33 protein-coding genes are annotated in these 19,392 nt (G+C 52.0%); 1 reads left to right on the top strand and 32 read right to left on the bottom strand.

From position 1 onward, the window contains the following. Positions 1-129 precede the first annotated feature (129 nt). The 20 genes from DXD68_RS10400 to DXD68_RS10305 all read right to left on the bottom strand — a co-directional run bounded on the left by DXD68_RS10400 (position 130) and on the right by DXD68_RS10305 (position 11,653). Positions 130-798 (bottom strand): hypothetical protein, encoded by a 669-nt coding sequence (locus DXD68_RS10400; protein ID WP_004293660.1) that lies wholly within the window; start codon positions 796-798, stop codon positions 130-132. 81 nt (positions 799-879) lie between these two features. Then, on the bottom strand, positions 880-1,470 hold the full coding sequence (locus DXD68_RS10395; protein WP_004293659.1) for a tyrosine-type recombinase/integrase: 591 nt from the start codon (positions 1,468-1,470) through the stop codon (positions 880-882). Positions 1,471-1,481: 11 nt separating this feature from the next. Continuing rightward, complete coding sequence (locus tag DXD68_RS10390) at positions 1,482-2,381, bottom strand: DUF932 domain-containing protein (RefSeq protein ID WP_004293658.1); 900 nt, start codon at positions 2,379-2,381, stop codon at positions 1,482-1,484. Between the two features lie 69 nt (positions 2,382-2,450). Beyond that, the gene (locus DXD68_RS10385) at positions 2,451-3,236 is read right to left on the bottom strand and encodes a hypothetical protein (protein WP_004293657.1); all 786 of its coding nucleotides are present in this window, start codon (positions 3,234-3,236) and stop codon (positions 2,451-2,453) included. Next, the gene (locus tag DXD68_RS10380) at positions 3,215-4,027 is read right to left on the bottom strand and encodes a hypothetical protein (protein WP_008860793.1); all 813 of its coding nucleotides are present in this window, start codon (positions 4,025-4,027) and stop codon (positions 3,215-3,217) included. The genes DXD68_RS10385 and DXD68_RS10380 overlap by 22 nt, the downstream gene beginning before the upstream one ends. A gap of 21 nt (positions 4,028-4,048) precedes the next feature. After that, a complete protein-coding gene (locus DXD68_RS10375; RefSeq protein ID WP_004303944.1) occupies positions 4,049-4,264 on the bottom strand; it encodes a hypothetical protein in 216 nt (71 codons plus the stop codon). Between the two features lie 15 nt (positions 4,265-4,279). Continuing rightward, complete coding sequence (locus DXD68_RS10370) at positions 4,280-4,816, bottom strand: hypothetical protein (protein ID WP_004293654.1); 537 nt, start codon at positions 4,814-4,816, stop codon at positions 4,280-4,282. A gap of 2 nt (positions 4,817-4,818) precedes the next feature. Further along, entirely contained in the window at positions 4,819-5,841 is a 1,023-nt protein-coding gene (locus DXD68_RS10365; protein WP_117513727.1) for a hypothetical protein, read from the bottom strand. A gap of 59 nt (positions 5,842-5,900) precedes the next feature. After that, positions 5,901-6,110, bottom strand: coding sequence for a hypothetical protein (locus DXD68_RS10360; RefSeq protein ID WP_004293652.1), 210 nt, complete (start codon positions 6,108-6,110; stop codon positions 5,901-5,903). 1 nt (position 6,111) lies between these two features. Further along, positions 6,112-6,330 (bottom strand): hypothetical protein, encoded by a 219-nt coding sequence (locus DXD68_RS10355; RefSeq protein WP_004293651.1) that lies wholly within the window; start codon positions 6,328-6,330, stop codon positions 6,112-6,114. 51 nt (positions 6,331-6,381) lie between these two features. Then, complete coding sequence (locus DXD68_RS10350) at positions 6,382-6,729, bottom strand: hypothetical protein (protein WP_008143041.1); 348 nt, start codon at positions 6,727-6,729, stop codon at positions 6,382-6,384. Beyond that, positions 6,729-7,661: a hypothetical protein gene (locus DXD68_RS10345; RefSeq protein WP_008143040.1), complete on the bottom strand. Its 933-nt coding sequence runs from the start codon at positions 7,659-7,661 to the stop codon at positions 6,729-6,731. The genes DXD68_RS10350 and DXD68_RS10345 overlap by 1 nt, the downstream gene beginning before the upstream one ends. Next, on the bottom strand, positions 7,642-7,878 hold the full coding sequence (locus DXD68_RS10340; protein ID WP_004322721.1) for a hypothetical protein: 237 nt from the start codon (positions 7,876-7,878) through the stop codon (positions 7,642-7,644). The genes DXD68_RS10345 and DXD68_RS10340 overlap by 20 nt, the downstream gene beginning before the upstream one ends. Positions 7,879-7,911: 33 nt before the next feature. Next, complete coding sequence (locus DXD68_RS10335; RefSeq protein ID WP_008143037.1) at positions 7,912-8,496, bottom strand: hypothetical protein; 585 nt, start codon at positions 8,494-8,496, stop codon at positions 7,912-7,914. 11 nt (positions 8,497-8,507) lie between these two features. Then, positions 8,508-9,233, bottom strand: a complete 726-nt coding sequence (locus DXD68_RS10330) for a hypothetical protein (RefSeq protein ID WP_008860791.1) — start codon at positions 9,231-9,233, stop codon at positions 8,508-8,510. A 13-nt stretch (positions 9,234-9,246) separates the two neighbouring features. Beyond that, positions 9,247-9,534 carry a hypothetical protein gene (locus DXD68_RS10325; protein WP_118103642.1) on the bottom strand — a complete coding sequence of 96 codons (288 nt, stop codon included), beginning with the start codon at positions 9,532-9,534 and terminating at the stop codon, positions 9,247-9,249. Between the two features lie 12 nt (positions 9,535-9,546). Further along, complete coding sequence (locus DXD68_RS10320; protein ID WP_004322731.1) at positions 9,547-9,726, bottom strand: hypothetical protein; 180 nt, start codon at positions 9,724-9,726, stop codon at positions 9,547-9,549. Next, entirely contained in the window at positions 9,701-9,886 is a 186-nt protein-coding gene (locus DXD68_RS10315) for a hypothetical protein (protein WP_008143031.1), read from the bottom strand. Before DXD68_RS10315 ends, DXD68_RS10320 begins: the two co-directional genes overlap by 26 nt. 202 nt (positions 9,887-10,088) lie before the next feature. Next, positions 10,089-11,177: a hypothetical protein gene (locus DXD68_RS10310; protein WP_008143029.1), complete on the bottom strand. Its 1,089-nt coding sequence runs from the start codon at positions 11,175-11,177 to the stop codon at positions 10,089-10,091. Then, positions 11,174-11,653 (bottom strand): hypothetical protein, encoded by a 480-nt coding sequence (locus tag DXD68_RS10305; RefSeq protein ID WP_004293642.1) that lies wholly within the window; start codon positions 11,651-11,653, stop codon positions 11,174-11,176. Before DXD68_RS10305 ends, DXD68_RS10310 begins: the two co-directional genes overlap by 4 nt. A 245-nt stretch (positions 11,654-11,898) precedes the next feature. On the opposite strand from DXD68_RS10305, the gene DXD68_RS24290 reads away from it, so the two are divergent. Continuing rightward, the gene (locus tag DXD68_RS24290) at positions 11,899-12,177 is read left to right on the top strand and encodes a hypothetical protein (protein WP_171059016.1); all 279 of its coding nucleotides are present in this window, start codon (positions 11,899-11,901) and stop codon (positions 12,175-12,177) included. 345 nt (positions 12,178-12,522) lie between these two features. Here the strand turns inward: DXD68_RS24290 and DXD68_RS10295 are convergent, their stop codons facing one another. The 12 genes from DXD68_RS10295 to DXD68_RS10240 are packed head-to-tail and all read right to left on the bottom strand — an operon-like array spanning position 12,523 to position 19,337. After that, positions 12,523-13,785 carry an RNA-directed DNA polymerase gene (locus DXD68_RS10295; RefSeq protein WP_008143026.1) on the bottom strand — a complete coding sequence of 421 codons (1,263 nt, stop codon included), beginning with the start codon at positions 13,783-13,785 and terminating at the stop codon, positions 12,523-12,525. Further along, a complete protein-coding gene (locus DXD68_RS10290; RefSeq protein WP_008143024.1) occupies positions 13,778-14,446 on the bottom strand; it encodes a hypothetical protein in 669 nt (222 codons plus the stop codon). The genes DXD68_RS10295 and DXD68_RS10290 overlap by 8 nt, the downstream gene beginning before the upstream one ends. 13 nt (positions 14,447-14,459) lie before the next feature. Next, positions 14,460-15,107, bottom strand: a complete 648-nt coding sequence (locus DXD68_RS10285; protein WP_004293639.1) for a hypothetical protein — start codon at positions 15,105-15,107, stop codon at positions 14,460-14,462. A gap of 28 nt (positions 15,108-15,135) precedes the next feature. After that, entirely contained in the window at positions 15,136-15,381 is a 246-nt protein-coding gene (locus DXD68_RS10280) for a hypothetical protein (RefSeq protein ID WP_004293638.1), read from the bottom strand. Positions 15,382-15,393: 12 nt separating this feature from the next. Continuing rightward, positions 15,394-15,573: a hypothetical protein gene (locus tag DXD68_RS10275; RefSeq protein ID WP_008143020.1), complete on the bottom strand. Its 180-nt coding sequence runs from the start codon at positions 15,571-15,573 to the stop codon at positions 15,394-15,396. A gap of 10 nt (positions 15,574-15,583) precedes the next feature. After that, entirely contained in the window at positions 15,584-15,838 is a 255-nt protein-coding gene (locus DXD68_RS10270; RefSeq protein ID WP_122361473.1) for a DUF3846 domain-containing protein, read from the bottom strand. A gap of 15 nt (positions 15,839-15,853) precedes the next feature. Next, positions 15,854-16,312 (bottom strand): hypothetical protein, encoded by a 459-nt coding sequence (locus DXD68_RS10265; protein ID WP_008143016.1) that lies wholly within the window; start codon positions 16,310-16,312, stop codon positions 15,854-15,856. After that, entirely contained in the window at positions 16,309-17,199 is an 891-nt protein-coding gene (locus DXD68_RS10260) for a hypothetical protein (RefSeq protein ID WP_008860787.1), read from the bottom strand. Before DXD68_RS10260 ends, DXD68_RS10265 begins: the two co-directional genes overlap by 4 nt. Before the next feature lie 10 nt (positions 17,200-17,209). Further along, positions 17,210-18,307 carry a hypothetical protein gene (locus DXD68_RS10255; protein ID WP_004293631.1) on the bottom strand — a complete coding sequence of 366 codons (1,098 nt, stop codon included), beginning with the start codon at positions 18,305-18,307 and terminating at the stop codon, positions 17,210-17,212. 40 nt (positions 18,308-18,347) lie between these two features. Further along, the gene (locus DXD68_RS10250) at positions 18,348-18,875 is read right to left on the bottom strand and encodes a hypothetical protein (RefSeq protein WP_004293630.1); all 528 of its coding nucleotides are present in this window, start codon (positions 18,873-18,875) and stop codon (positions 18,348-18,350) included. A 5-nt stretch (positions 18,876-18,880) separates the two neighbouring features. Next, entirely contained in the window at positions 18,881-19,120 is a 240-nt protein-coding gene (locus DXD68_RS10245) for a hypothetical protein (RefSeq protein WP_004293629.1), read from the bottom strand. 4 nt (positions 19,121-19,124) lie between these two features. Continuing rightward, positions 19,125-19,337, bottom strand: coding sequence for a hypothetical protein (locus DXD68_RS10240; RefSeq protein WP_004293628.1), 213 nt, complete (start codon positions 19,335-19,337; stop codon positions 19,125-19,127). Between the last annotated feature and the right edge of the window lie 55 nt (positions 19,338-19,392).

The following is a 19,392-nucleotide window of genomic DNA, read 5'->3' as shown; positions in this document are numbered from 1 at the left end:
ATAGTGCTATCTCTTGTTGTTGAAGTATAGCCGGGTCGTCCTTCTTTCGATTGACAGTCCGGCTTGAAATTTATGATTTACAGAAGTCTTCGGACTGGTATCCGGCCATGTCCGGTACGGAACCGCGTGTCATTCCGTCCTGTCGTCTTCCCGTCTTTTCATTTTCAGTTCCCTGCCGGTTGCCGTGCGGCAGAGCGGCAGTTTCCCGGAAGCGGTTTGCTTGCATCCCTCGACGAGCCGTCCTTCAGACACCATTTTCCCGTACATTTCCCTGATATAACGGTATGCCGGGGAGGTGTTCGAATAAACGGACTTCCCACGGAGTGTCTTGACACGCAGCTTTTCGACGAGTATTTCCAGCACCTGCTCCCGGCTCTTGTACAGGTTCCGGCGCTTGGTGCGGAAGGCGTCGAGAAAGACACCCCCGATAGTCATGTCATGAGTCTTGTGGTAATACGCGAGTTCTTCCTCCTCCGTCAGGTCGAGAATCTCGCCGTAAGTGTCAGTACGTAGGTACCGGAAGGTCGTTCCTTGTGCCAGAATCTTCTCGATAAGCTCCATGTGCTCTTTAAGAACAGGGCCCGATAACGATTGGGGATGACAGTACAGGCATGTCTTTCCGAGATACACCTCGGGACAACCGTCTTTGTATTTGTTTTCCTTGATGCTGAACCCTGTTTCCGTGAAAAGGCGCTTTACCTCGTCGAAGAAGCGTCCGGCTTTCTCTTCCGGCATGCGACCGCCGTCATAGCCGGACTCGACGCGGAAGTATGTGTCGATATATATCGGTGTGTCCATTTACAGTTCTGATTTTGATATGTTATATAAAGCATAGCCCGGAACCTCCCGCTCGGGTTCCGGGCATCGTTGAAAATATTCTCATAGACGTATGGAATCGAACACTTTGTCGATGTCCTCCTGCGCCAGCCCGATGTAGCGCCGGGTGGTTTCCAGGTTGGAATGGCGGAATATCTGGTTGAGCAGGATCAGGCCCTCGGCCGAGCGTCCCATCAGCTCGTAGACATAGCGCCCGAAAGTCTTGCGGAAGGTATGTGTGGAGAATGCCCTGATCGGCAGCCTGTACCTTACCTTGAATACCTTGAGCAGCCTGTTGATGTATTCCAGCGAGTAAGGTTTCCCGGTACGCGGGCTGAGAAAGATGTACTGTTCGGGGGCGGGTTGTCCGAGCATCTCGTACAGGAAACGGTTCTTCTCCTGCACGTCCCTGTTGAACTTGATCAGGCGGTTTTTCTTTGTTTTCTGCTCGATGCGGGTCATGGTGCTTTTTCCTAAGATGTCTTTCCAGCGCAGGGTCCTCACGTCGGAGGCCCTGCATGCCGTGCAGAACGACAGCCAGCAGTAGGTCTCCCACAGGTACTCGCCGTCCTTCTCAAGCCCGCGGACCAGCCTGTTATATTCCGCTATGGGCAGGTAGTCGGCTGTCGTCAGTTGTCCCTTGATTCTTGTCACGTGGCAGCCTTTTAAGATTCCGGCAACCCTTCCGAGAGCATCAGCTCGGCCAGCGCCCCGTTCTGGGGAATCATGGCCGGAATGTCCGTACGTCCGGGCTTGTAGATTTCGGTTGCCACGTTATAGATATCCCACGCCGTGAGCGTCTTCTTCTCTTCGGTGAGTTTGAGCAGGTCCTCGGTGAAGATGGAAATCTGGGACTGGTTCAGGGGATAGGTCTCCACCTTGGACGAAAGACGCTTGTCGGAACTGTCATGCGATACGCGCAATGCTGTCAGCAATCCGATGTAGGCGTACATCTCCACCGGGGTAATTACTTTCGCTTTCAGGCGGCGGATGCGTTCCCTGTCCTCGTTCATCTGTACCTCGAAGTTCGAGAGCCACTCGTCTACACGACCGAAAAGCTCTTCGGTGGTGACTTTGTCTTTCCCGTAGTTCGACACACTGCGTTCGGGGGAGAGGATGCACTGGTTGTGGCACACCCTGACGCACGGGCCGATGGCCGCCTGGATGCCGTCCTGATGGAAGGCGATGACAAGCGTCGTGGTCAGCTCGTCCGTTTCCCATTCCTTAATGCGGATGGTCGTATAAACGCGGCGCAGGATATGCGCCTCGACGGCCATCGCCCCGTACTTTTGTTCCACCTGGGGCAGGACGACCACGCCGGGCTGTGCCTTGTTCTTGTTCTGGGCGGCGAAGATTTCCTCCACCTCGTAATTCAGGTTGTGTTTCTGGCAGATGTCCGCCATGCGCTCTATCACCTCGTAATGGTAGATTCCCTTGAGCGGGTTGCCATAGATGTCATTTTCCTTGTGTGTGCGCCGGAGCGTGTCGAGCGTCATCACCTCGACGTTGTTGTTCTGGAAATCGAACTGCACGGGGGCGGCCGTTGTTGCTAATGCTGTTGCCATAATGATTGATATTAAAAAAGTTATACAATAAGAAAGGCGGTGAACCGTTGTCCATCGCCTTTCCGGAATTCATTTTGCGGTTTCAGGCAGGTAACGCCTGCATATCAGGTCCGTGATACTCGGGTAATACACGTTGCCATAAGTTCCGTATGGTCCGAAACGGGCAAGGAAGCGGAAGTAAAAATCTACCGGACGCCGGTAGCTCGTCTGTATTTTGGTTTTCAGCAGGCGGTAGGCGTACTCGTCAGAATTTTCCACCTTGACCTTGCGTCCGTTGAAATAATAGTTTCCCTCCTTATCTGAAGAAAACGATACCTCTTCCTTTGCCGGACGCTCGCCGGCAACGACCCTGAAGAAGTCCTCCAGGGAGCGGCAATCCTGGTATTCTACCGGAATCGTGTCGCCCTCTCGCAGTTTCACGTCCAGTTTGTCAAGCAGTGTCTTGATGGCGGGCGTGTAGATATTTTCGGATTGGAAGCATCTTGTATCCCGCCAGTATTTCTCGAAAAGAGAGCCGGTTTCAAGGAGTAGGAACAGGGTTTCACGCGCTGTCTGCGGTTTATCGGCCAGATACGGAATATACTCGGTCACCAGTATGGAAAGTGAAAGATACTCCTCCGGTTGCAGTTCGCTCTTCTGGTGCAGGTTACAGTGCCTCTCGAGCAGGGAGTCGATGTCGGCTTCCCGCAAGCTTTCGTCCGTCCATACCAGGCAACCTTCTTTCTTGCAGGCGGGACATTTATCCGCTCCATACGGCAGGAGCATCACCTTGCCGCAATCGGAACAGGTGACCAGGTCGCCTCGTTCCGTATAAACATCTACCGTTTCCATTCTCAATCCTCCGCGTAAGGCCATTCAAGGCAGCAGTCATTGCATACGGCCACGCCCTCGTCACTCAGAATGTCAATATCTGTGCCCCCACATTCGGGGCATACCGGTGCCTTTTTCTTGTCCATTCGTCGCTCTGCCGCTTCTTCCGTCAGAAGCAGCGGCACCCAGTATGCCGATGTGCCAAAATCCCGTATCCCGTTTTCATCCTGTATGGGTTCACAACCTTTCGTTCCCATGTATTTCTGGGAGTCCGGCCAACACACGGCACGGTAACACTTGTCCCGTTCGGGAGATTTGCCGGTATGGCGTATATAGTCTTCCTCGGGCACGTAAAGCGCCCCGTTGTCCCCGCTTCCCCATGCCGGATAACCGGTTCCTTCTTCCTCGAAAGGAGCACTTTCCTCGGGAAATTCCACGAGTGCATATAACTTGTCATCCCATGCCAGGGAACACTCGCCGCAGTGGAACCGACTTTCGTGAATATCATAACGGATATTTTCCGAATTGCATTTCGGACAGATAATGTCTTTTGTTTTTACTTTCGGGAAACTCAGGATTTCTCCGGCAATGATTTCCATGCTGGGCCAGAACAACTGTTCGCAGTAATCGTCGGCCATCTTTTCCGCCAGATTCTGCATGTCGTCATCGCTGATCTTTTCCACATCGAAACCTTGTCCTTCCAGGTCATCGCGGTGGACGGACGTGATAGGGAAATACCCGGCGTTCAGCTCCCGGATAAATTGTCTTTCCTCTTCTGTCGGTTCGGGTAAGTTGTTGAAATATTCCCTGAGCCGTTGATAAAGTTCTCTTACCATAATTATATTCCTGTTTTTAATCTAATATCCACCAGTCGAGGACCAGTAGTTCCGGTCCATGATTTTTTCAAGTTCGAGGTCGGAACGTTCTTTCCAGAGGTCGAAGTCATCAAGCAGCTCCGTTCCGTCCTCCAGAGAAAGCACAGTATCCTCATTGTCAAACAGATAGTCTTGTATGTCATATCCGGACGGATAACGGTTTTCCCGGATGATTTCTTCTGCAATTTCCTTGTCCATTCGGTTGCCATTTTTTCAGTTCGCCGGTATTGTAACCGGATTCATTTGTTTTGTCTTTTCCTTGTAAAACCTGTCGATGGCAAGGAAGTAGTCCTCCGCATCCCAATCAGTGCCCGCATGCTCAGTCTCGAATTCTTCCGCCCACTGGACGATCTCGGCATTGACGGCACGGGAGTCCCTGTCCTCCCACAGGTTGTCCGCCCCGGCATTGTAGGCAAGGTCCACGACAGCCTCCTGCAACTTGTTGTAGCCGTTACACTCTCTACCGTTGGAACGCAGCCATAAGTCCACGTCGACGGCATCCTCTTCCGTCGTCCCATTGTGCAGGCACAGGCACTGCCCGTTGCCGTTATGGCATACGAGGACCGGCCGTTTGGTGTCGGGGCATATCCGTACCAGCAGCTCATTGGCGGCAAGTGTTTCCGTATCATGCCCATTGAGCATTGCAGGAAGCGCCTGGCTGACCAGACTCAGGATTTCCTGTTCCTCCTTTGTCCCGGACGGCTTGGAAGCCAACAGGTTCTGTATGCGTTTAAGAAGATTGTAAATCATAATCAGCAGTCATTATGTTCTTTCCAGATTTTACGTTTCTCGTCATAGCCCTTGTTTTCCCACCATTCATTGCAGGTTTCGGCAAACCCCTGATGGTTGTCTCCGGCCGGACACTTGTCCTGACGGCAACCCGTGATCTGTTCCATTTGATTTGCGTCCAACGAGTTCCACCATTCCTCCATGCGTTCTTTGAACTCTTTTAAAGTACAGAATGGCTGATGGTCCTCGCATTCGTCGCACCAGTTATCATAGCGGTCTATACCCGTGGTACCGATGAATGTACGGGCATTCGGATCCACCCATGCCTGGGTCTGTATATTGTCTGAACCGCACCCCTCGCATACGACAATCTCGTCGTCATTGACATCAGCGGAGATGAACCCGTGTTCTTCCAGCCAGTGGGCAATCTCAAGCAATCCCTCGGTCTGTACCTGTCCGATGGGCTCATCGAAATCCTCGCCGGCTTCGCCGTTGAGCGTGCAGAGCAGTTTGCCGTTCCCGTCGATGAAAAGTTCATAAACGGTCGCACTTTCATAACCGCCGTATCCGTAAAAAGCGGAATTGTGGACCACCACTATCGGGGAGGTTTCATACTCCGCTGATTCCGCCTCCCGGTAATGTACGCCGCAGTTGCGGTAGAACGTGCCGATGATGTTGTTCTCCTTCTTCACGGCGTCGCGGATTTTCTCCATAAGTGATCTTCTGATGGAGATGATACTGAGGTGCGCATAATCCTTACGGAGACGTCTGTACACTTCCTGCTCGAAGTTGCCTCGAACAGAGTCGAAAGGGGATACGTCGGCGTTCTCCCGGATATATTTGTCCTCGTTAAAGTTGTAGCGCCGGCAGACAATATTCTTGACGCGGCGGAATTCCTCTCCGGCAAATTTGAGGATACTGTTCTCGCCTAGCGAAGTCGGAAAATAGCAGCGGGGCATGTGCACTGTCATTTCACGGTAAAGTGTGTCATCGTCTTCCGGAAAGGTTCTGTCTGTTTCCGGCTTTGTAGGTTTTTCCTGTTCCATGTTGCTTGTTTTTTATCTGTAGTTGAACAATTTCCGGTTTGCCGCCCGTTGCATGGCGGTCACCATATTCTTATGTCATAATCTTTAAAATAGTATTCCAACTCTTTTAATCCTTCCAAAGAGTGCAGCTCGTTCTTTCCGGTCACTTCGATGTCGACGGATACTGCATTTTCATCTTTGATGTTTACTTTGGCATTGTCAAATACGCATCTTACATATTCTGCAATGCATGAGGCAGGCAGGTCGTTTTTTACAATATTAAGTACCATATTATTTATTGTTCATTAAATGTTTGCTACGTCCATAAACCGGGCACCGCTTGCGGTATCTGCATTCGCCCCGGGCCGCGTCGGTATGCGCCCGGTGCCATTCATCCCAGCTCTTCACTCCATTGTCTGTAAGGAATATGATCAGTTGCATGCAGCAGAAACCGCGTTCCTCACGTTTCCGGTCATGAAGGTTGGCCAGCCCGTTATCTTTAGGTTTCATACAGGTTTGATGTTACGGCAGGTTTGCTCGAAACGCCTTCATGGCATATCATTAAAACCATGAGACATGCACATAGGCATCGCTTTGGTCACTGCCGTTGATTAGACAATCGAGTACTTCGATAAACTTTTCCCGGTCCATCCCGACCTTTGCCAGGCAGGAATAAAATTCTTCGGCATTCTGCCGGAAGGTTTCATCCTGTTCTGAGATATGTTTTCTTAGCTGCTGCAGACCCGAACGGGCTATTTCGAAGTCATCGGTATAGGCGTCTTCTGCGGAGTTATCAACTTCGAACATTGTCAGGATATCATAAAAGATATCCTGACCGTCCCCGCCATACATACCCGGATATTTGTATTCGATTTGCCAAACTCTGGCTACATGTAGTTTTCTGGCCATTATCTTTTCATTTTTCGGATTTGTTGTCTTATGCAGTGCAGCATCAATTCGATACCACGGATGCTTTCCTCATTCTCTTTCAGTTTGTAATAGTAGGCGTTCGCTTCGTCGTAGTCTTCCCGTGCCTTGCGCAATCTGCATTCCTTGGCGTCACGGACCTGTTCATGGGACAGGTCGTAACCGATGAACTCGTCCATGAAACAGGAAACCGTACGCCCGTAATAGTGGTCCGTGCGGGTTTCCACCGCAGTACGGATGATGTCGTCGCACCGCCTTCCGAGTGTCCGGAGTACGTCGCTGATATGCCGGTCATGGTACTCGTAACCGAAGAAACGGGTATACCACTCGTGTTCCTGCCGGTTTGTCTTCCCCGCGTAATACTCGTACCATTGGGCGTCGCACTTGGTGTGCCTCTGGGTAACCTTGAATATGGCATACTCTTCACCGATCCATGTAAAACGTGAGAGTATCTCACTCGCTTCTTCCTCATAGTAGCTATCCCGCCAATTCAATTCTTCGGTCTGGCTGAGCGGGAGGAATGACTGTTTGGTGATCCACTGCCCGAAACCTTTGTGCGTGACATGCGGAAGCACTTTCACGACCTTGCTCCATGCCTCGTTGCAGGCTTCATCCAGTGAAGGGAAACTTTCAGGAAAGCGTTCCCTGTCCGTTCCGTCTCGCAACACCTCGTTCCAATCTTTGTCGCAGACAATGAGGGTGAGGTCCTCCCTCACATGGCAGTCGCGTTCGCAATAGCCGTAGGGAGCATCGCAGAGCGTGTACCACTCCTTCGGTCCATAACCGTCGTCACGTCCCAGATAGCGTCTGGGCTTCCCCTTCTCTGTCTGCACCTCCCATACTTCCGTGCAGTTTCCACGGTCGATATGGTGCAGGCGTACCCTGATTTCCTTGTTATCTCGTTTTTCTTCCATGTCGTTCATTTTTAGTATGGCCTGTCTTTTTCTTTTCGAGAATCCGGTAGATTTCTTCAAGGTCATGCTCATTGTCTATCGGTTGCCCGTATTCCGTATCCACGATGACCACCCTGGCATTGGCCAGGTGACATCCTGCTATCGTCTTGTCATAGTCGCTCCATTCAGGATTGATTTCTGTTACCGTGTCAAATTCAAGTCCGTATGATGTCTTCATTGTATTTCCAGTTATTATGCGTATTTTTCTATTTTATGCTGCCGCTTTGTTCTGCCCGTCGATAATATGCCTGCATTCGGCTTCCAGTTCTTTCATACATTCCGTACCATAGAATCCCCAACAACTGTCCAGTTCATTGTCATCGTCACTTTCCGGCATGATGCGATACCCGAAAACTTCCCCGGTATAGTAGTTGTCAAGGGTACTGATTTCGTCTTGCAGGTATCCCTCGATCCGCTTCCTGCGTTTCGCGGTGATGTTCTTCCACCCGTATTCCCGGCGCACCTTGTCCAACGGTACCGCGATGATTCCGAAAAATCCGGAATCCCACGGGCAGCTGAACGGCGAGGTGGATATTGTAATGCCGCCATGGTCGTAGAGGTAGACCGGCAGGGCGATATATTCCTTCAGGAACGATTCCCGGAAATTTCCGATATGCCCTTCAAAAACCTTGTCGATATCGAAGTGGTCATCAAACTCCTTCTCCGGGCGGTAGCGACGATGTGCCGTATAAAGCGTACCGAGATTGTCATACGCTTCACGCGGGCTTCGGGCGTCATCATCATAATAGATGTTGATGCGATACCCGTTATATTTGATTTGATTATATAGATTCATTTGCCTGGGTATTATGTTTTGTTACAAAGTCTTACAAATTGTTCCGTAATCTCGTCCCGCTCGAACTCGTCGCAGTTCAGGTCGAAGAATATACCCGAAGCCGCGAGCATGTCACGGGCTTCTCCGTAGGTAAGGTCGTTCCTGTGCCTGTATCTGTCCACCATATCCCGATGTTCGGCTTCCGCCCGGTCGTGCAGCCTCATTTTATACTGCCTGTACCATGCGGGGAACTGTTCCTTGGAAACCATATGTTCCAGCTGCAAGTCCCGGTATCTTCCCGGTGCCAGCAGGATGTGGCTGTCAATGTAGGACTTCGCCTCGGCTATGATTCCCTCCCTGGTGAAGGGACGGTGGGAGCGTGCCGTGAAATGCACCCATCCACCATGCAACGGGTGTTCGATTTCAATCTGCACACCCTGCCTCCTGACATGTACCACGATATAGGCGGTCTGGCCGGGGAACATATCGTCCTTGAGGCTCACTTCCCGGCAGGCCGGCGGGTCAACATGGATGTAGTGGTCCTGCCTTGCGCCCTCGAGGAACCTTTCAAGCTGCCGCATCGACTGGCAGTAGATGAATGTCCCCACGCGGCACTGGCCTCGGCGGATGTCGCCGTAATAGTACTTTCTTGCCCTTGCTCCGGTAATGCGGGACTCGTCCGATGCCTCGAAATAGCTCCGGTAGGTATCGTCCGTACGGCAGAAATCATATATTTCCTGAAAAGTCCTTGTTTTCATTTGTTACTCCTTTTTATGTATTGTCTTCTTCCGGCGGGGGAAATTCCCCCGTCCTGTAAAATATCTCTCCGAGACGGTCAGCCTGTTCCGCCAGACCTCTCTTCCGGACAGCCGACACGGCATCGCATGCGGCCTTTTCGTACATGCCCAGCAGTATCGCCTCGGGCAGGCGTTTCGTCCGCCACACCTCCTGTGCGGTGGCGAGCATCTCCACCTCGCAGCCCAGATGGGCGGCTGTGAGGATAATGACGGCATTGCCGATAAAGTTCGGTATGCGTTCTTCCTGTTGTTCTCCTTTCATTGTTCCGTGCCTTTAATCCGTTTCGAACTCGTCTTCATAGACCTCGATCTCCTTCCCGCTCTCGCAGATGCGTACCAGCCAGGTGTATTGGAGCCGTTCCAACAGCTCTATACGGCGATAGCCCTTGTAGGGCACTTTCAGCGTTGCAATGTCTCCCGGTTTCATGTCAGGCGGGTATTTCAAACTGGACATGGAAATGGAATTCGCTTATCAGGCTGCAGATCTGCGGTACTGATTTAGGATCCTCCCCGTAAGGGTAGAAGATGGTCCGGCAACGTGTCAGGCATCGGATACCCTGTTTTCGTAACCGGTACAGCAGGTAGGCCCTGCGTCGTAGTTGTTTCTTGCTCATCGTATAAAGGATTATGTCGTTTTGATTAGAATAGCGGTGTGGTCGTCAAACAGGGGCATCTCTTTACGTTTTCGATGTAATGCCTCCATTGAAAGATGCTCATCTTGTGTTAACAGGGATGAGCATCATTTCAATGGAGGGAGTACTAATTTATTCTGACCCGCCACACCGTGCCGCCTACCGGGCGGATGGAGATGACGGCCTATTTCTTACGCCATGCCGCCATCTTCTTTTTGATGTTGATATTGTTGTCCGCCAGCATTTTTTTCAGGACTGCCAGCAACCGCCAGCCTTCTCCGTTTTTATACTCTTCCGCCTTGGCTGACAGGAACGCCAGTGACTGGTACTTGTCCAGACGCCGACCCCGGTCATTGACAGCCGTGCAACCGTGGAAACGAATCAGGTTCTGCATGGTAAAGAACGCCCCGGCTCCCTTATAGGCATCCATCCATGCCTTGCTTTGAGGAGTGCCCCATGGCAGCCGGATACGACGGTCATTGAACTGTCTGACCGCGTTGTAAAGCTGTGTGGCGTCCAACGCGTGCCTGATGTGGGTTATCGCGATGGAAAGCGGGTAGTACAGTTTGGATTGCAGGTCCTCCACGAAAATATTACGGCCGTGTATACGCTTGTAGGGAACTCCCTTGCATTTTCTTGTTTCCAGGTTGCCCACGTGTTTTTTCAGCGCGTTGACATAGTCGCTCGCGATGGCCAAAACCACATCACGGTTGAACCAGCGGTTTCTCTCGGCAAAACCCGTGATGTCCTTGTGTTCCATCTTCATCTGGGCGTGCAGCTCGTTCAAGAGCATTTTCCACTGGTAATCATAGCCTTTCCGGTGAATCATCTCGGTCACCCCTGCCGGCTCTTTTTCACGGTAATGCGTGTATGACATCATATGGAACATTTGTGCCATGACCCACCGGCGGAAGAGTCGGTTGTTGGGAACGGTACCCTGTGCCATGATGCTGCCGAATATCGGGTCGTTGTCATCCAGGATGGTAAGTTTCCCGTCTTTGTTGGAGGCGATATACTCGCCGCCCTCGGCTCCCTGCATGGCGAACAGGCAGCTCACGTCCACACCGGCACCGCGGAGTGCCTCGATACGCTCCCGCGCCCCTTTGGGAAGTCCGGCGGGAGAATTATGGCCGGCCACCACCGGATAGACGGTGCCCAAATCCGAATTCTTGCCGATAACGGTGCCCGTGGCGGCAAATTCCTTGTCCGCGATGGCGAATTCCGTGCCGCATCCGGGGCACAGGACTTTTGTTTCTTGTTTCTTTCTGCTCATTGTGAATTTGTTAATAGTTGATTACTTCCGGGTTCCACCCATTTTCTGAGTATCACCAGGTCCTTGTCTTTTTCGCTTTGCCAGAACCATTTGCCCATCGTTTCGGGATTCCATGTGAACCCGCCTATAATCCGGCAGAGGATATAGAATTCCAGCTCGAATTGCGCGGTATCCCGGTGTTGCCCGTACAGCATGTCCCCGTCCTCGAGGTCACTTTCGGGCAATGCCATGAAATACCGGCGGGACTTGCTCTGGCTGCGCTCCGATGGTATCGAATGTTTATAGCGGCGGTACAGCTCCTCCACATCCGTGAAAAAATCCCCGCAGCCGTACTCCGGCAACCACGGAGCGCCATCATACCTGCCGTTCCGTATCATGTGTCTCCCGTTTACTTTTAAACTTCTGGACTGGAAATCAATCCGGAAATTTGCGCCGTTCTCTATGGCGGTGACGGTTTCTCGGTAAATATCTTCCATTTTCTCACCTGTTTACAATTAATGGCACTCAAACCCCTAGCGCGTATCTTTATAGTCCTGATAAATACAGTAGGACTTCGGTCCTGAACCAGGTAGTTGCCTGGCTCAGGACCAAGCTTGAATACTGTATCTTGAATTTGGGTCCCTCGTGCATATGCGGTCGCGCTACCTTCTGTTCAGGGGACTCATCCGGACGGCACATCCCTTTAAAAACCTGATACGGGCCGCGAGTACAGCTGGAACCTGTGTCATCTGTCGTGTTAGCAGGAGATGACACAGGCTCCAGCCGTGTGAATTGCGGCTCTGTTGAAATCCCGGCCTTGCCCCCTTTGCCCTGTGCTGTTCTTTTTGCGGTTCCCGGAATGCCGGCACGTTCCTTTACAGGTCCGATGTCTGCTGTGGCGGAAGCCGGAATGGCGCCGTCGTATAACGTTAGGGATACGACGGCGCGAGACGGGCTTATCGGGGACAGCAGGCTGAATCCATTCCCCCGAACCGCACGTTCCCGTGCTGGAAAAGACTGAAAGTTCTCATAATACCGGCACATGGCTTTATGCTTCCGATGTATCCCGCGTATGGGTCTTCTGCGGAGTCCGAAGGCGACGGTCAGCCGCCTTCAGACTCGGAAAGAAGACGTTGGTACGCGGGATGCCCAAACCTATTCCTTGAACTTTCCCGGTGTGCTCCGGTAACGGGTGCGGGACAGACGGCACATGACTTTAATTTCCCGATACATTACAGGCGCAGCCAGAATCGAGATGGGATTAACCGGGTGTTAGACCGGTTAATCTCGATATGGATTCTGGTTATAAGCCTGTAACGTTGAATAGCCTGCCCGTCCACCCGTTCTGCCGTGTGCCCGGCGTAACTTATAGCGATGCCACCAGCGTGTTGTACACCGCCCGGCTGGTCAGAAGGGCGTTACGCATGCAGCCGACAGTCAGGTAACCCGGTATGTCCCGGTCTGTTTTATCGCGGTTGGCCTTCACGTTGCGTCCCCGTCCCCGGACGATGCAGCCATCCGGTTTGGTTCGGACATATCCCAGACCGCCGATCTTGCACCTGCCCGTCTGAATGGCTCTAAAGCAGTCCATCACGAACTTGTTCAGCTCGTTGAGGTCACTCTTCACATTACAGACCGGCAATACCTGTATCGCCCAGCTGAACTCGCCCTTGTACAGGTAACGGTTCACGGCGTCCACGGCTTTTGCCAGTGTCGTGTCCCGGCAGCGGATTGTCCGCCGCTCGATCTCGTGCTGGAAGGTCTTGATGCGTGATGACGAGAGCGAGACCATGCCGCCCTTGATACTGAATCCTAAGAACTTGAACCAGACATCGGCTGCCAGGTATTCCACTTTCTTGGGATTTAGCTTCATGGATTTATCTTCCAGGCGTTTTTGGAGTGTGTCCATCGCTTTTTCATAATCCTTGCCGATAAAAAGCATATCGTCGGAATACCGGACGTAGTAGCCGTTCATTTGTGACAGTTCCCTGTCTAGGTCGTAGAGCAGTACATCCGCCAGCCAGCTAGCCACAGCACAACCCTGTTTCAAGGATTGATACTTGCTTTGCAACCGGTTATCTTCATCGAAATAGAGGTCCGAGTGGTAATATTTCCTAAGTACGTCTATCAGGGCAGACTGGCCGTGTTTGGCCTCCACCTTGTCGAACGCCTCGTCGATGAACCGTATCGGAACACTGTCGAAGTATTTGGAAAGGTCGGACTTCCAGCCCAGACAGCCGCTATTGCCGGTTTCTGTCATCCGGTGGCTGACTTCCGTAACTACCTTGCCGCACCCTATACCGGTCTGGTAGGACTTGCACGAAGAGTGCAGCATCTCCGGCATCAACTCGAAGAGCAGGTCGTTGGCGATACCCAGTACTACGCGGTCCATCGGCTCGTTTACGTACACTGTGCGGAACTCACCGTTGTCCTTGGGTATCTGCGCCGTGTGGGGAGGGGAAATCTCGTACTTTCCCCGGCGCATGGCATAGGCCATCGCCATACGGGTATGCTCGTCGGTCAGCCGAATAAGTTGGTCTTTCCTAATGTCTTTCAGCACGCCTTTCTCAATGGCCTTCGTCCACTGGCCTATGTCGAAGAACATTTGCAATATCTTGTCTTCATTCATAGCACTCAAAACTTTTTTGGGAAAGGATAAAATTCAGTATGTCCATGCCGGATTCTACGTCACATTCCTGCTCGTACTCCTCGCCCGTGTAGTAACTGTAACCCATGATGAAGATTTTCCCGTCTTTCCGGAGCGACGCGTTCGTGATGACCAGTTCCACGGGGTCACGGTCCACAACATGGAGATAGGTCGAGGATTGTTCACCGTTGTCATCAAGGCTGCCGCCACACTCGGAAAGCAGCTCCACGGACAGGGCGTAACATTTTTCATTCAGGGCTTTCTCCGCCACGTGATGGTTGTTCATCTCTTCCGTAAGTGTTCGGATGCGGTCACCGCGTCTCTGCTCGGGAACCGGTTCGAAAGCGGTTTCGAACATCCAGACAGGCATCCATTTATGGAAGACGGCGGGTCCCAAGCGGCATATGTAAACTTCATCGTTCTCTTTCTCCGTCTCCGGGATATCCATTCCCGAGGCTCGTGCTGCCGCTACGCTCATGCGCTCGAAACCGCCGAGGCAGGAAGGTGCCGACTTCAAACGGTAGGGACGGATGTTTCCTACAGGGACACCCATTGACATAAGTAGCATCCCCTTAAAAGTGTCGGTAACGGGAGTGGTTTGCTGTTTGTTCATTCTTTTATTCATTTTCTGGTCTTTGTACATACATTATGATTTCTCACGCATCCTCCGCAAGGGCTACAAGCCGCTCTTCCGGCAGCAGGAACTCCTCGTCCGTGAAGTAATAGCAGATTTTCCGGTCCACGGCCTCCGCCTCGTCCGATATGGGTGCGCCGTCTTTGCCGACCAGCACGTCTTGCAGACCCGTTACAGAGACTAGGGTTTTGTATTCCCCGCCCGTTCCACGGAACAGCGTCAGTTCCCTGACAAAATATTCCCTGTCATTCCATGTGATAATCTCAAACATTTCCTCCACTTCCGGGAACAGCCGGCACAGGACCGGAAACAGTTTGCAGGCATCGCTCCGGAGCATCAGGAAGACACATTCCATCAGGCATAGTCCGGCATCTTTGAGCATGGGCAGCAATACGTCCGTGCCTGCTCCGTTTGCCTCTGCCACTATCAGGGCTTTCCAGTATCCTTCCTGGAATGAGTCCGTCCAAGGGATGAGTTCGGCTGCCCTGACGGAATAGGAAACCGCGATTTCTTCCGGATTGTCCTCGTCCGTGGAAATCAGTCCTATTTTCGTGTCATCTTCGACAGGCTCCTTTACCGGCAGGCAGACTTTCATTTTCCGGAACGTGTCCGTGTCCTCGTCCGCCCAGTTGACAAAGCCGCCGAATCTTATAAAATCATATCTGCTCATTTGTCATTATTGTTTATTGTTATTTACCTTACAATTCTTCCGGTTCTCCATCGTTGATACTCCGGTAGAAACGGTCTCCGTCCGCCCACTTCTTGGCGGTGATAGCCAGCTCGAAAGCTTCCTCTATGGAAAGGCCGTCGGCGGGAAGGGCATCAAGGAGTTCTCCCATGCATACGTCATTCTCGCGATACTCTTTCTGCACCTTTCCGAGTGTCATTCTGCCCTTGTCCGTCTTTTTACGCCACAAAAGCATCTGTTGTATCCAATTTTTCATGCGATTCTTTTATTAAAGGAAATCCTTGGCATAACTGCGGGCTTCATTGAAAGTGTTGAAGCCGATTCCACTCATGCAAGAGATTGCCCAGTATCTTAATTTCCTGCTTTCGGCACGGGCAAGATAGATTTGCCCGATACAAATCCCGTCTTTGAGAATGTCATGCCGCTTGTCTTTTGTAATCCGTACCATGTTCCGACATTCACTTGTCCATTTTCCAAAATCCGTAATCGGACCCGTCACCGAGATGAGCACGGAATATCCTGCTCGCTTCAAGATTGAGGGACAGAGGGATAAGTTTGCCTTCCTCGTTGACGACCATTGTCGTGCTCCCGTCCAGTTCCACCAGTTCGATGTAGCCGCCGACAATCGCCTGCATCTCCTCCAGCGTGAAGTCTGAGCCATTGGCTGGCTGCACGGGTTGGCGTGTTCCGTCCGTTTTGATGATTTCTGTCATAGTTGCTTTGAAATTTTAAGATTCATGACTCGCCAGTATATCCAAAATCTGTTGCAAAGGGAATTTTTCAGTATAGAATCGCTCGTCGGTATGTTTGCCGTACGCCCGGTATCTGGCTTCCCCGTTTGCAAATACCGCCAAGATATGGCTGACCAGCACATTGTCCGGCGGAACCAACCTTTCCAGTTCCGTTTCGGTCAGTTCCACGAAGCACCAGTTATTGTCTTCCGGCAAGTCCTCGCTGCCCAGTATCCCGTCCTCGTCCGGCTGGTAAAAACCAACCGATATGTCATAAAAGTTCAAAGACTGGAAACTGATGTCATCCTTGAATGGCTTGACGGCTTCCAGCCTGCCGGACTGTGTCTGTCTCCACTCTTTTGACAGGTACACGATTGCAAAGTCGCAGCAATCCCATGCACTGTCAGTTCCTGCCTTGAGCAGGAGGTATGGGGTAGGTTCATTTGAGATTTTCATCGTATTTCCCTCCTTTTATGCCACGCGTGATACCGTTTCACGGTGCGTAGCTGGTTAATGATATGGCCAAAAAGCTCGCGTGAATAGATGCGGTAATGGAACACAGCCGAATACTCGCATACATTGCCGTGAAAGTCCACGTGGGAGCGGTCATCCGCAAAGTCGAACAAGTCGCCCTGGATTTCCAGCGTGTATTTGTTCTTCCGTAGCCAGTCAAAAAACTCGAAGATGTCCTTCTTTTGGGAGTAGAAAGTGCAGTATTCGTAGCGGTTTCCGCGCAGGTTCCTCAGCAATGCCGCCATCTCGTTCCGTTCCCGGCGGTCGCCAAATTCGGATCCCGTCCGAGTGGCGAGGTTCTTCAGGAAATATATTTTACCTCCATACTCGAAATAGTACGGTATGTAGGTGACCGTCTTTTTGTACCAATTGACATATTTGACAAAGGAAGCCTTCTTGACGATGGCGGGATGCAGGTTTACTTTCTCCATGTGTTCCCGAATCTGGCGGTAGATTTCCGCATTGGAAAGACGTATGGGACGTTCCGCCCGGAAATACCTGCCGTCCGACTCGAAACAGAGCGCGTACAGGTTTCGGTAATACGGTTCCCCGACAAAGAACCAGTCGCTCTGCATGCGGGCCGGAGGCAGGCATTCCAGCAGTTCGTAATAACGTTCCTCCGTAATTTCATGGAAGGGCTTGCAAAGTGCCCGGGTATAACGCTTCACAAGCAGTGTCATGCGTACCGGTGATACAGCGACCAGGTACGGGTTCTTCTCCCTTTCGCGCAGTGCTTCCAGCGTCTCGCCGCCGTAGTCGCTGTGCATGTCATCCGACATCGACGTGAGGCATGTCCCGTCGAAATAACGTGAATCGATGATGTATCTCATGGGCACTGGATTAAATGGTTATTTTCAACACCTGACCGGCGGCATATTCGGCATTGCGGGTGAGCTGGCGCTGCCATGCCTGGTTGCGTGGCGCCCACTTGAAAGCGTTACGCTTCAAGGTTGTACGCATATCGGTATCGGGTATTTTGTCGAAGAGGATTTGCAGGCGGTCTTCTTCGAAGTTGTAGACCACCTTGCCGCCATCGAACGGAATCTCACGATTTTCACGGCTTGCCCGTTCCTGCTGCTTTTCCCGCACCTTGCGGACGAGTTCGGGATACTTGAAGATTGAATGGCGTGCCGTGACGACAGGTTTCTTGACTTTGTCGTTCCACTCTCGCAGACGAGCGACGGCACGGTCGATGATTTCCACGTTGCCATGGTTGACATAGGTGGAGAGTCGCCCGGCGAGGTTGCTGACGAAGAGAGCCCGGCTATAGCCTCGTGCCGTACCCGTATCGATACCGTGAATGGTCGAGGCGGCATCGTCGATAAAGGCTTTGACCTTCTGCCACTCCTCCTCGAGACGCTGTTCTTCGGGCTTGGCCGCTTCGGTAGCCTTGCGAATCGCTTCGAGTGCACGTTCTCGCCATTCCCGGAACGCCGTGACGCTCTTGGCGTGGCTGTTGCAGGCCTTTTCGTTGCGGCCCGTGTTGAAGCGTGCAGGTCCCGTAATCATCGCGCTGGCACAACGGCTGTTGGCGGCGATCATGGCAGAGAAATAGCGTTTGTAGTTTTCCATGTAACGTTCCCGCTGCTGCTCGGGCATCGACTGCAAATCCTCGTGCAGTTCCTTTTCGTGCGAGGCGATGTCTGACTCACCCCGCTCGTCGGGTGAGAAGGAGGTGAGGTTGTAGGAGCTGCACGCCTGCTTGAAATATTCTTCCAGATAGCCCGGGTGCGCCACTTCCACAACTTCCCAGTCCTTGAAGTCCGCCGGGGCGAGGATTTCTTCCTTGCCCGGATTCCCTACAAGATGGGAATAGCTGCAATACCCGTGTCTCTTTCCCCTGAAAAGAAACGCTACCGGTTCGCTTTCCGGGGCATCCACACGCCGCACCATGGTCACACGATGGGCATTTTCCTTTGTCAATAATGTTGTTTCCATACCTTTCTTCTTGATTTCGTTATTTGATTGTTTCCGATTTTTATTGTTGCTTCATCCGGGCGGCATGGTCCATTACAGAGGCGAACCCCACCTCGATACCTATCTGGTATCCGCCCTTGATAGTCGATTCCAGCTCCGCCTCGCTTTCGATCAGGGATTCCGAATCATCGGCATAAAGCCTGTACAGGGAGAATACGTCTGCCTCCCATAGCTTCCGGGCATTTTCCGCCGATACAAGCAGCCACACGAAACCGTCCTCACGGGTTACCTTGACGGCGGCTTCGCTATGGCTCAGAGTCCGCCACTCCTTGATGTCCAGTGCCACCCTCCACACGATATACATCAGCGCATCGTGGCGGCTTTTAATATCAGGGGAATCGCACAGGCGGCTGGCCACATCTTTGAGTGTCCGGAAAGAGTCCGCCATGAACTGCTCCACGACATACGGCTTTTCGGCAATGGCGGAACAGGCATCGTCCGCCCTGCCTGATTCCGGAACGGTCTGAATATCCTCCTCTTCAAGGAAGATTTCACGGTGCAGGTAGTCCAAGTAGTAATATGATTTCATTCCGCTTATTCTTTGGGGGTGAAAGTGATTCTCGTGTGCCCGTCATAACCGAAGGACGGTTTCAGGCCGAAGGCTTCGGCATCACTGCTGATGCAGCAGATGTCCCAAATCTCCAACCCTCCGGCGCAGGTTATGACGGTATTGTTTTCAGATATTTGCGGCGACTTGTCTTTCAATGCAGCCCCGCCGCAGATGCCGCGTAGAATAACACCACGCTGGTGGGTAGTAAGTTCTTTCGTTTCCATAGACCTAATCTTTTGCTTTTACACCGAACATGTTCTCCATTGTACTGGCGAGGGCTTCCTTGAAACCGTCGCTTACGCCCCAGTATTCAAGTAACCCGTTGCCGATGACCTGCATCTGTTTGTCGGTGGGCATATCGCCATCATACCCGTATTCCTTGAGCAGGGCACGGCTGATGATGACACCTTTTATCTCGTTGATTCTATGTTCCTCTCCCATAGCCGTTAATACATCTTTACCCGCAGACCAGATATCTGCTTTCTCGTTATTTCTG

The organism is Parabacteroides sp. TM07-1AC (assembly GCF_003480915.1).
Lineage (GTDB): Bacteria > Bacteroidota > Bacteroidia > Bacteroidales > Tannerellaceae > Parabacteroides > Parabacteroides chongii.
Note: the sequence above shows the minus strand (reverse complement) of the source record. Positions and strands in the feature narration are given on the sequence as shown.

Coding starts and splice junctions, on each gene's coding strand:
- DXD68_RS10280 (WP_004293638.1), bottom strand. CDS start 15,381: ATGAAAAATTGGATACAACAGATGCTTTTGTGGCGTAAAAAGACGGAC.
- DXD68_RS10290 (WP_008143024.1), bottom strand. CDS start 14,446: ATGTACAAAGACCAGAAAATGAATAAAAGAATGAACAAACAGCAAACC.
- DXD68_RS10380 (WP_008860793.1), bottom strand. CDS start 4,027: ATGGTAAGAGAACTTTATCAACGGCTCAGGGAATATTTCAACAACTTA.
- DXD68_RS10320 (WP_004322731.1), bottom strand. CDS start 9,726: ATGTCCAGTTTGAAATACCCGCCTGACATGAAACCGGGAGACATTGCA.
- DXD68_RS10265 (WP_008143016.1), bottom strand. CDS start 16,312: ATGAAAATCTCAAATGAACCTACCCCATACCTCCTGCTCAAGGCAGGA.
- DXD68_RS10335 (WP_008143037.1), bottom strand. CDS start 8,496: ATGAATCTATATAATCAAATCAAATATAACGGGTATCGCATCAACATC.
- DXD68_RS10285 (WP_004293639.1), bottom strand. CDS start 15,107: ATGAGCAGATATGATTTTATAAGATTCGGCGGCTTTGTCAACTGGGCG.
- DXD68_RS10355 (WP_004293651.1), bottom strand. CDS start 6,330: ATGAAACCTAAAGATAACGGGCTGGCCAACCTTCATGACCGGAAACGT.
- DXD68_RS10400 (WP_004293660.1), bottom strand. CDS start 798: ATGGACACACCGATATATATCGACACATACTTCCGCGTCGAGTCCGGC.
- DXD68_RS10345 (WP_008143040.1), bottom strand. CDS start 7,661: ATGGAAGAAAAACGAGATAACAAGGAAATCAGGGTACGCCTGCACCAT.
- DXD68_RS10330 (WP_008860791.1), bottom strand. CDS start 9,233: ATGAAAACAAGGACTTTTCAGGAAATATATGATTTCTGCCGTACGGAC.
- DXD68_RS10360 (WP_004293652.1), bottom strand. CDS start 6,110: ATGGTACTTAATATTGTAAAAAACGACCTGCCTGCCTCATGCATTGCA.
- DXD68_RS10275 (WP_008143020.1), bottom strand. CDS start 15,573: ATGGTACGGATTACAAAAGACAAGCGGCATGACATTCTCAAAGACGGG.
- DXD68_RS10370 (WP_004293654.1), bottom strand. CDS start 4,816: ATGATTTACAATCTTCTTAAACGCATACAGAACCTGTTGGCTTCCAAG.
- DXD68_RS10350 (WP_008143041.1), bottom strand. CDS start 6,729: ATGGCCAGAAAACTACATGTAGCCAGAGTTTGGCAAATCGAATACAAA.
- DXD68_RS10385 (WP_004293657.1), bottom strand. CDS start 3,236: ATGGCCTTACGCGGAGGATTGAGAATGGAAACGGTAGATGTTTATACG.
- DXD68_RS10310 (WP_008143029.1), bottom strand. CDS start 11,177: ATGAGCAGAAAGAAACAAGAAACAAAAGTCCTGTGCCCCGGATGCGGC.
- DXD68_RS10255 (WP_004293631.1), bottom strand. CDS start 18,307: ATGGAAACAACATTATTGACAAAGGAAAATGCCCATCGTGTGACCATG.
- DXD68_RS10260 (WP_008860787.1), bottom strand. CDS start 17,199: ATGAGATACATCATCGATTCACGTTATTTCGACGGGACATGCCTCACG.
- DXD68_RS10250 (WP_004293630.1), bottom strand. CDS start 18,875: ATGAAATCATATTACTACTTGGACTACCTGCACCGTGAAATCTTCCTT.
- DXD68_RS10390 (WP_004293658.1), bottom strand. CDS start 2,381: ATGGCAACAGCATTAGCAACAACGGCCGCCCCCGTGCAGTTCGATTTC.
- DXD68_RS10315 (WP_008143031.1), bottom strand. CDS start 9,886: ATGAGCAAGAAACAACTACGACGCAGGGCCTACCTGCTGTACCGGTTA.
- DXD68_RS10270 (WP_122361473.1), bottom strand. CDS start 15,838: ATGACAGAAATCATCAAAACGGACGGAACACGCCAACCCGTGCAGCCA.
- DXD68_RS10375 (WP_004303944.1), bottom strand. CDS start 4,264: ATGGACAAGGAAATTGCAGAAGAAATCATCCGGGAAAACCGTTATCCG.
- DXD68_RS10340 (WP_004322721.1), bottom strand. CDS start 7,878: ATGAAGACATCATACGGACTTGAATTTGACACGGTAACAGAAATCAAT.
- DXD68_RS10240 (WP_004293628.1), bottom strand. CDS start 19,337: ATGGGAGAGGAACATAGAATCAACGAGATAAAAGGTGTCATCATCAGC.
- DXD68_RS10365 (WP_117513727.1), bottom strand. CDS start 5,841: ATGGAACAGGAAAAACCTACAAAGCCGGAAACAGACAGAACCTTTCCG.
- DXD68_RS10325 (WP_118103642.1), bottom strand. CDS start 9,534: ATGAAAGGAGAACAACAGGAAGAACGCATACCGAACTTTATCGGCAAT.
- DXD68_RS10245 (WP_004293629.1), bottom strand. CDS start 19,120: ATGGAAACGAAAGAACTTACTACCCACCAGCGTGGTGTTATTCTACGC.
- DXD68_RS10305 (WP_004293642.1), bottom strand. CDS start 11,653: ATGGAAGATATTTACCGAGAAACCGTCACCGCCATAGAGAACGGCGCA.
- DXD68_RS10295 (WP_008143026.1), bottom strand. CDS start 13,785: ATGAATGAAGACAAGATATTGCAAATGTTCTTCGACATAGGCCAGTGG.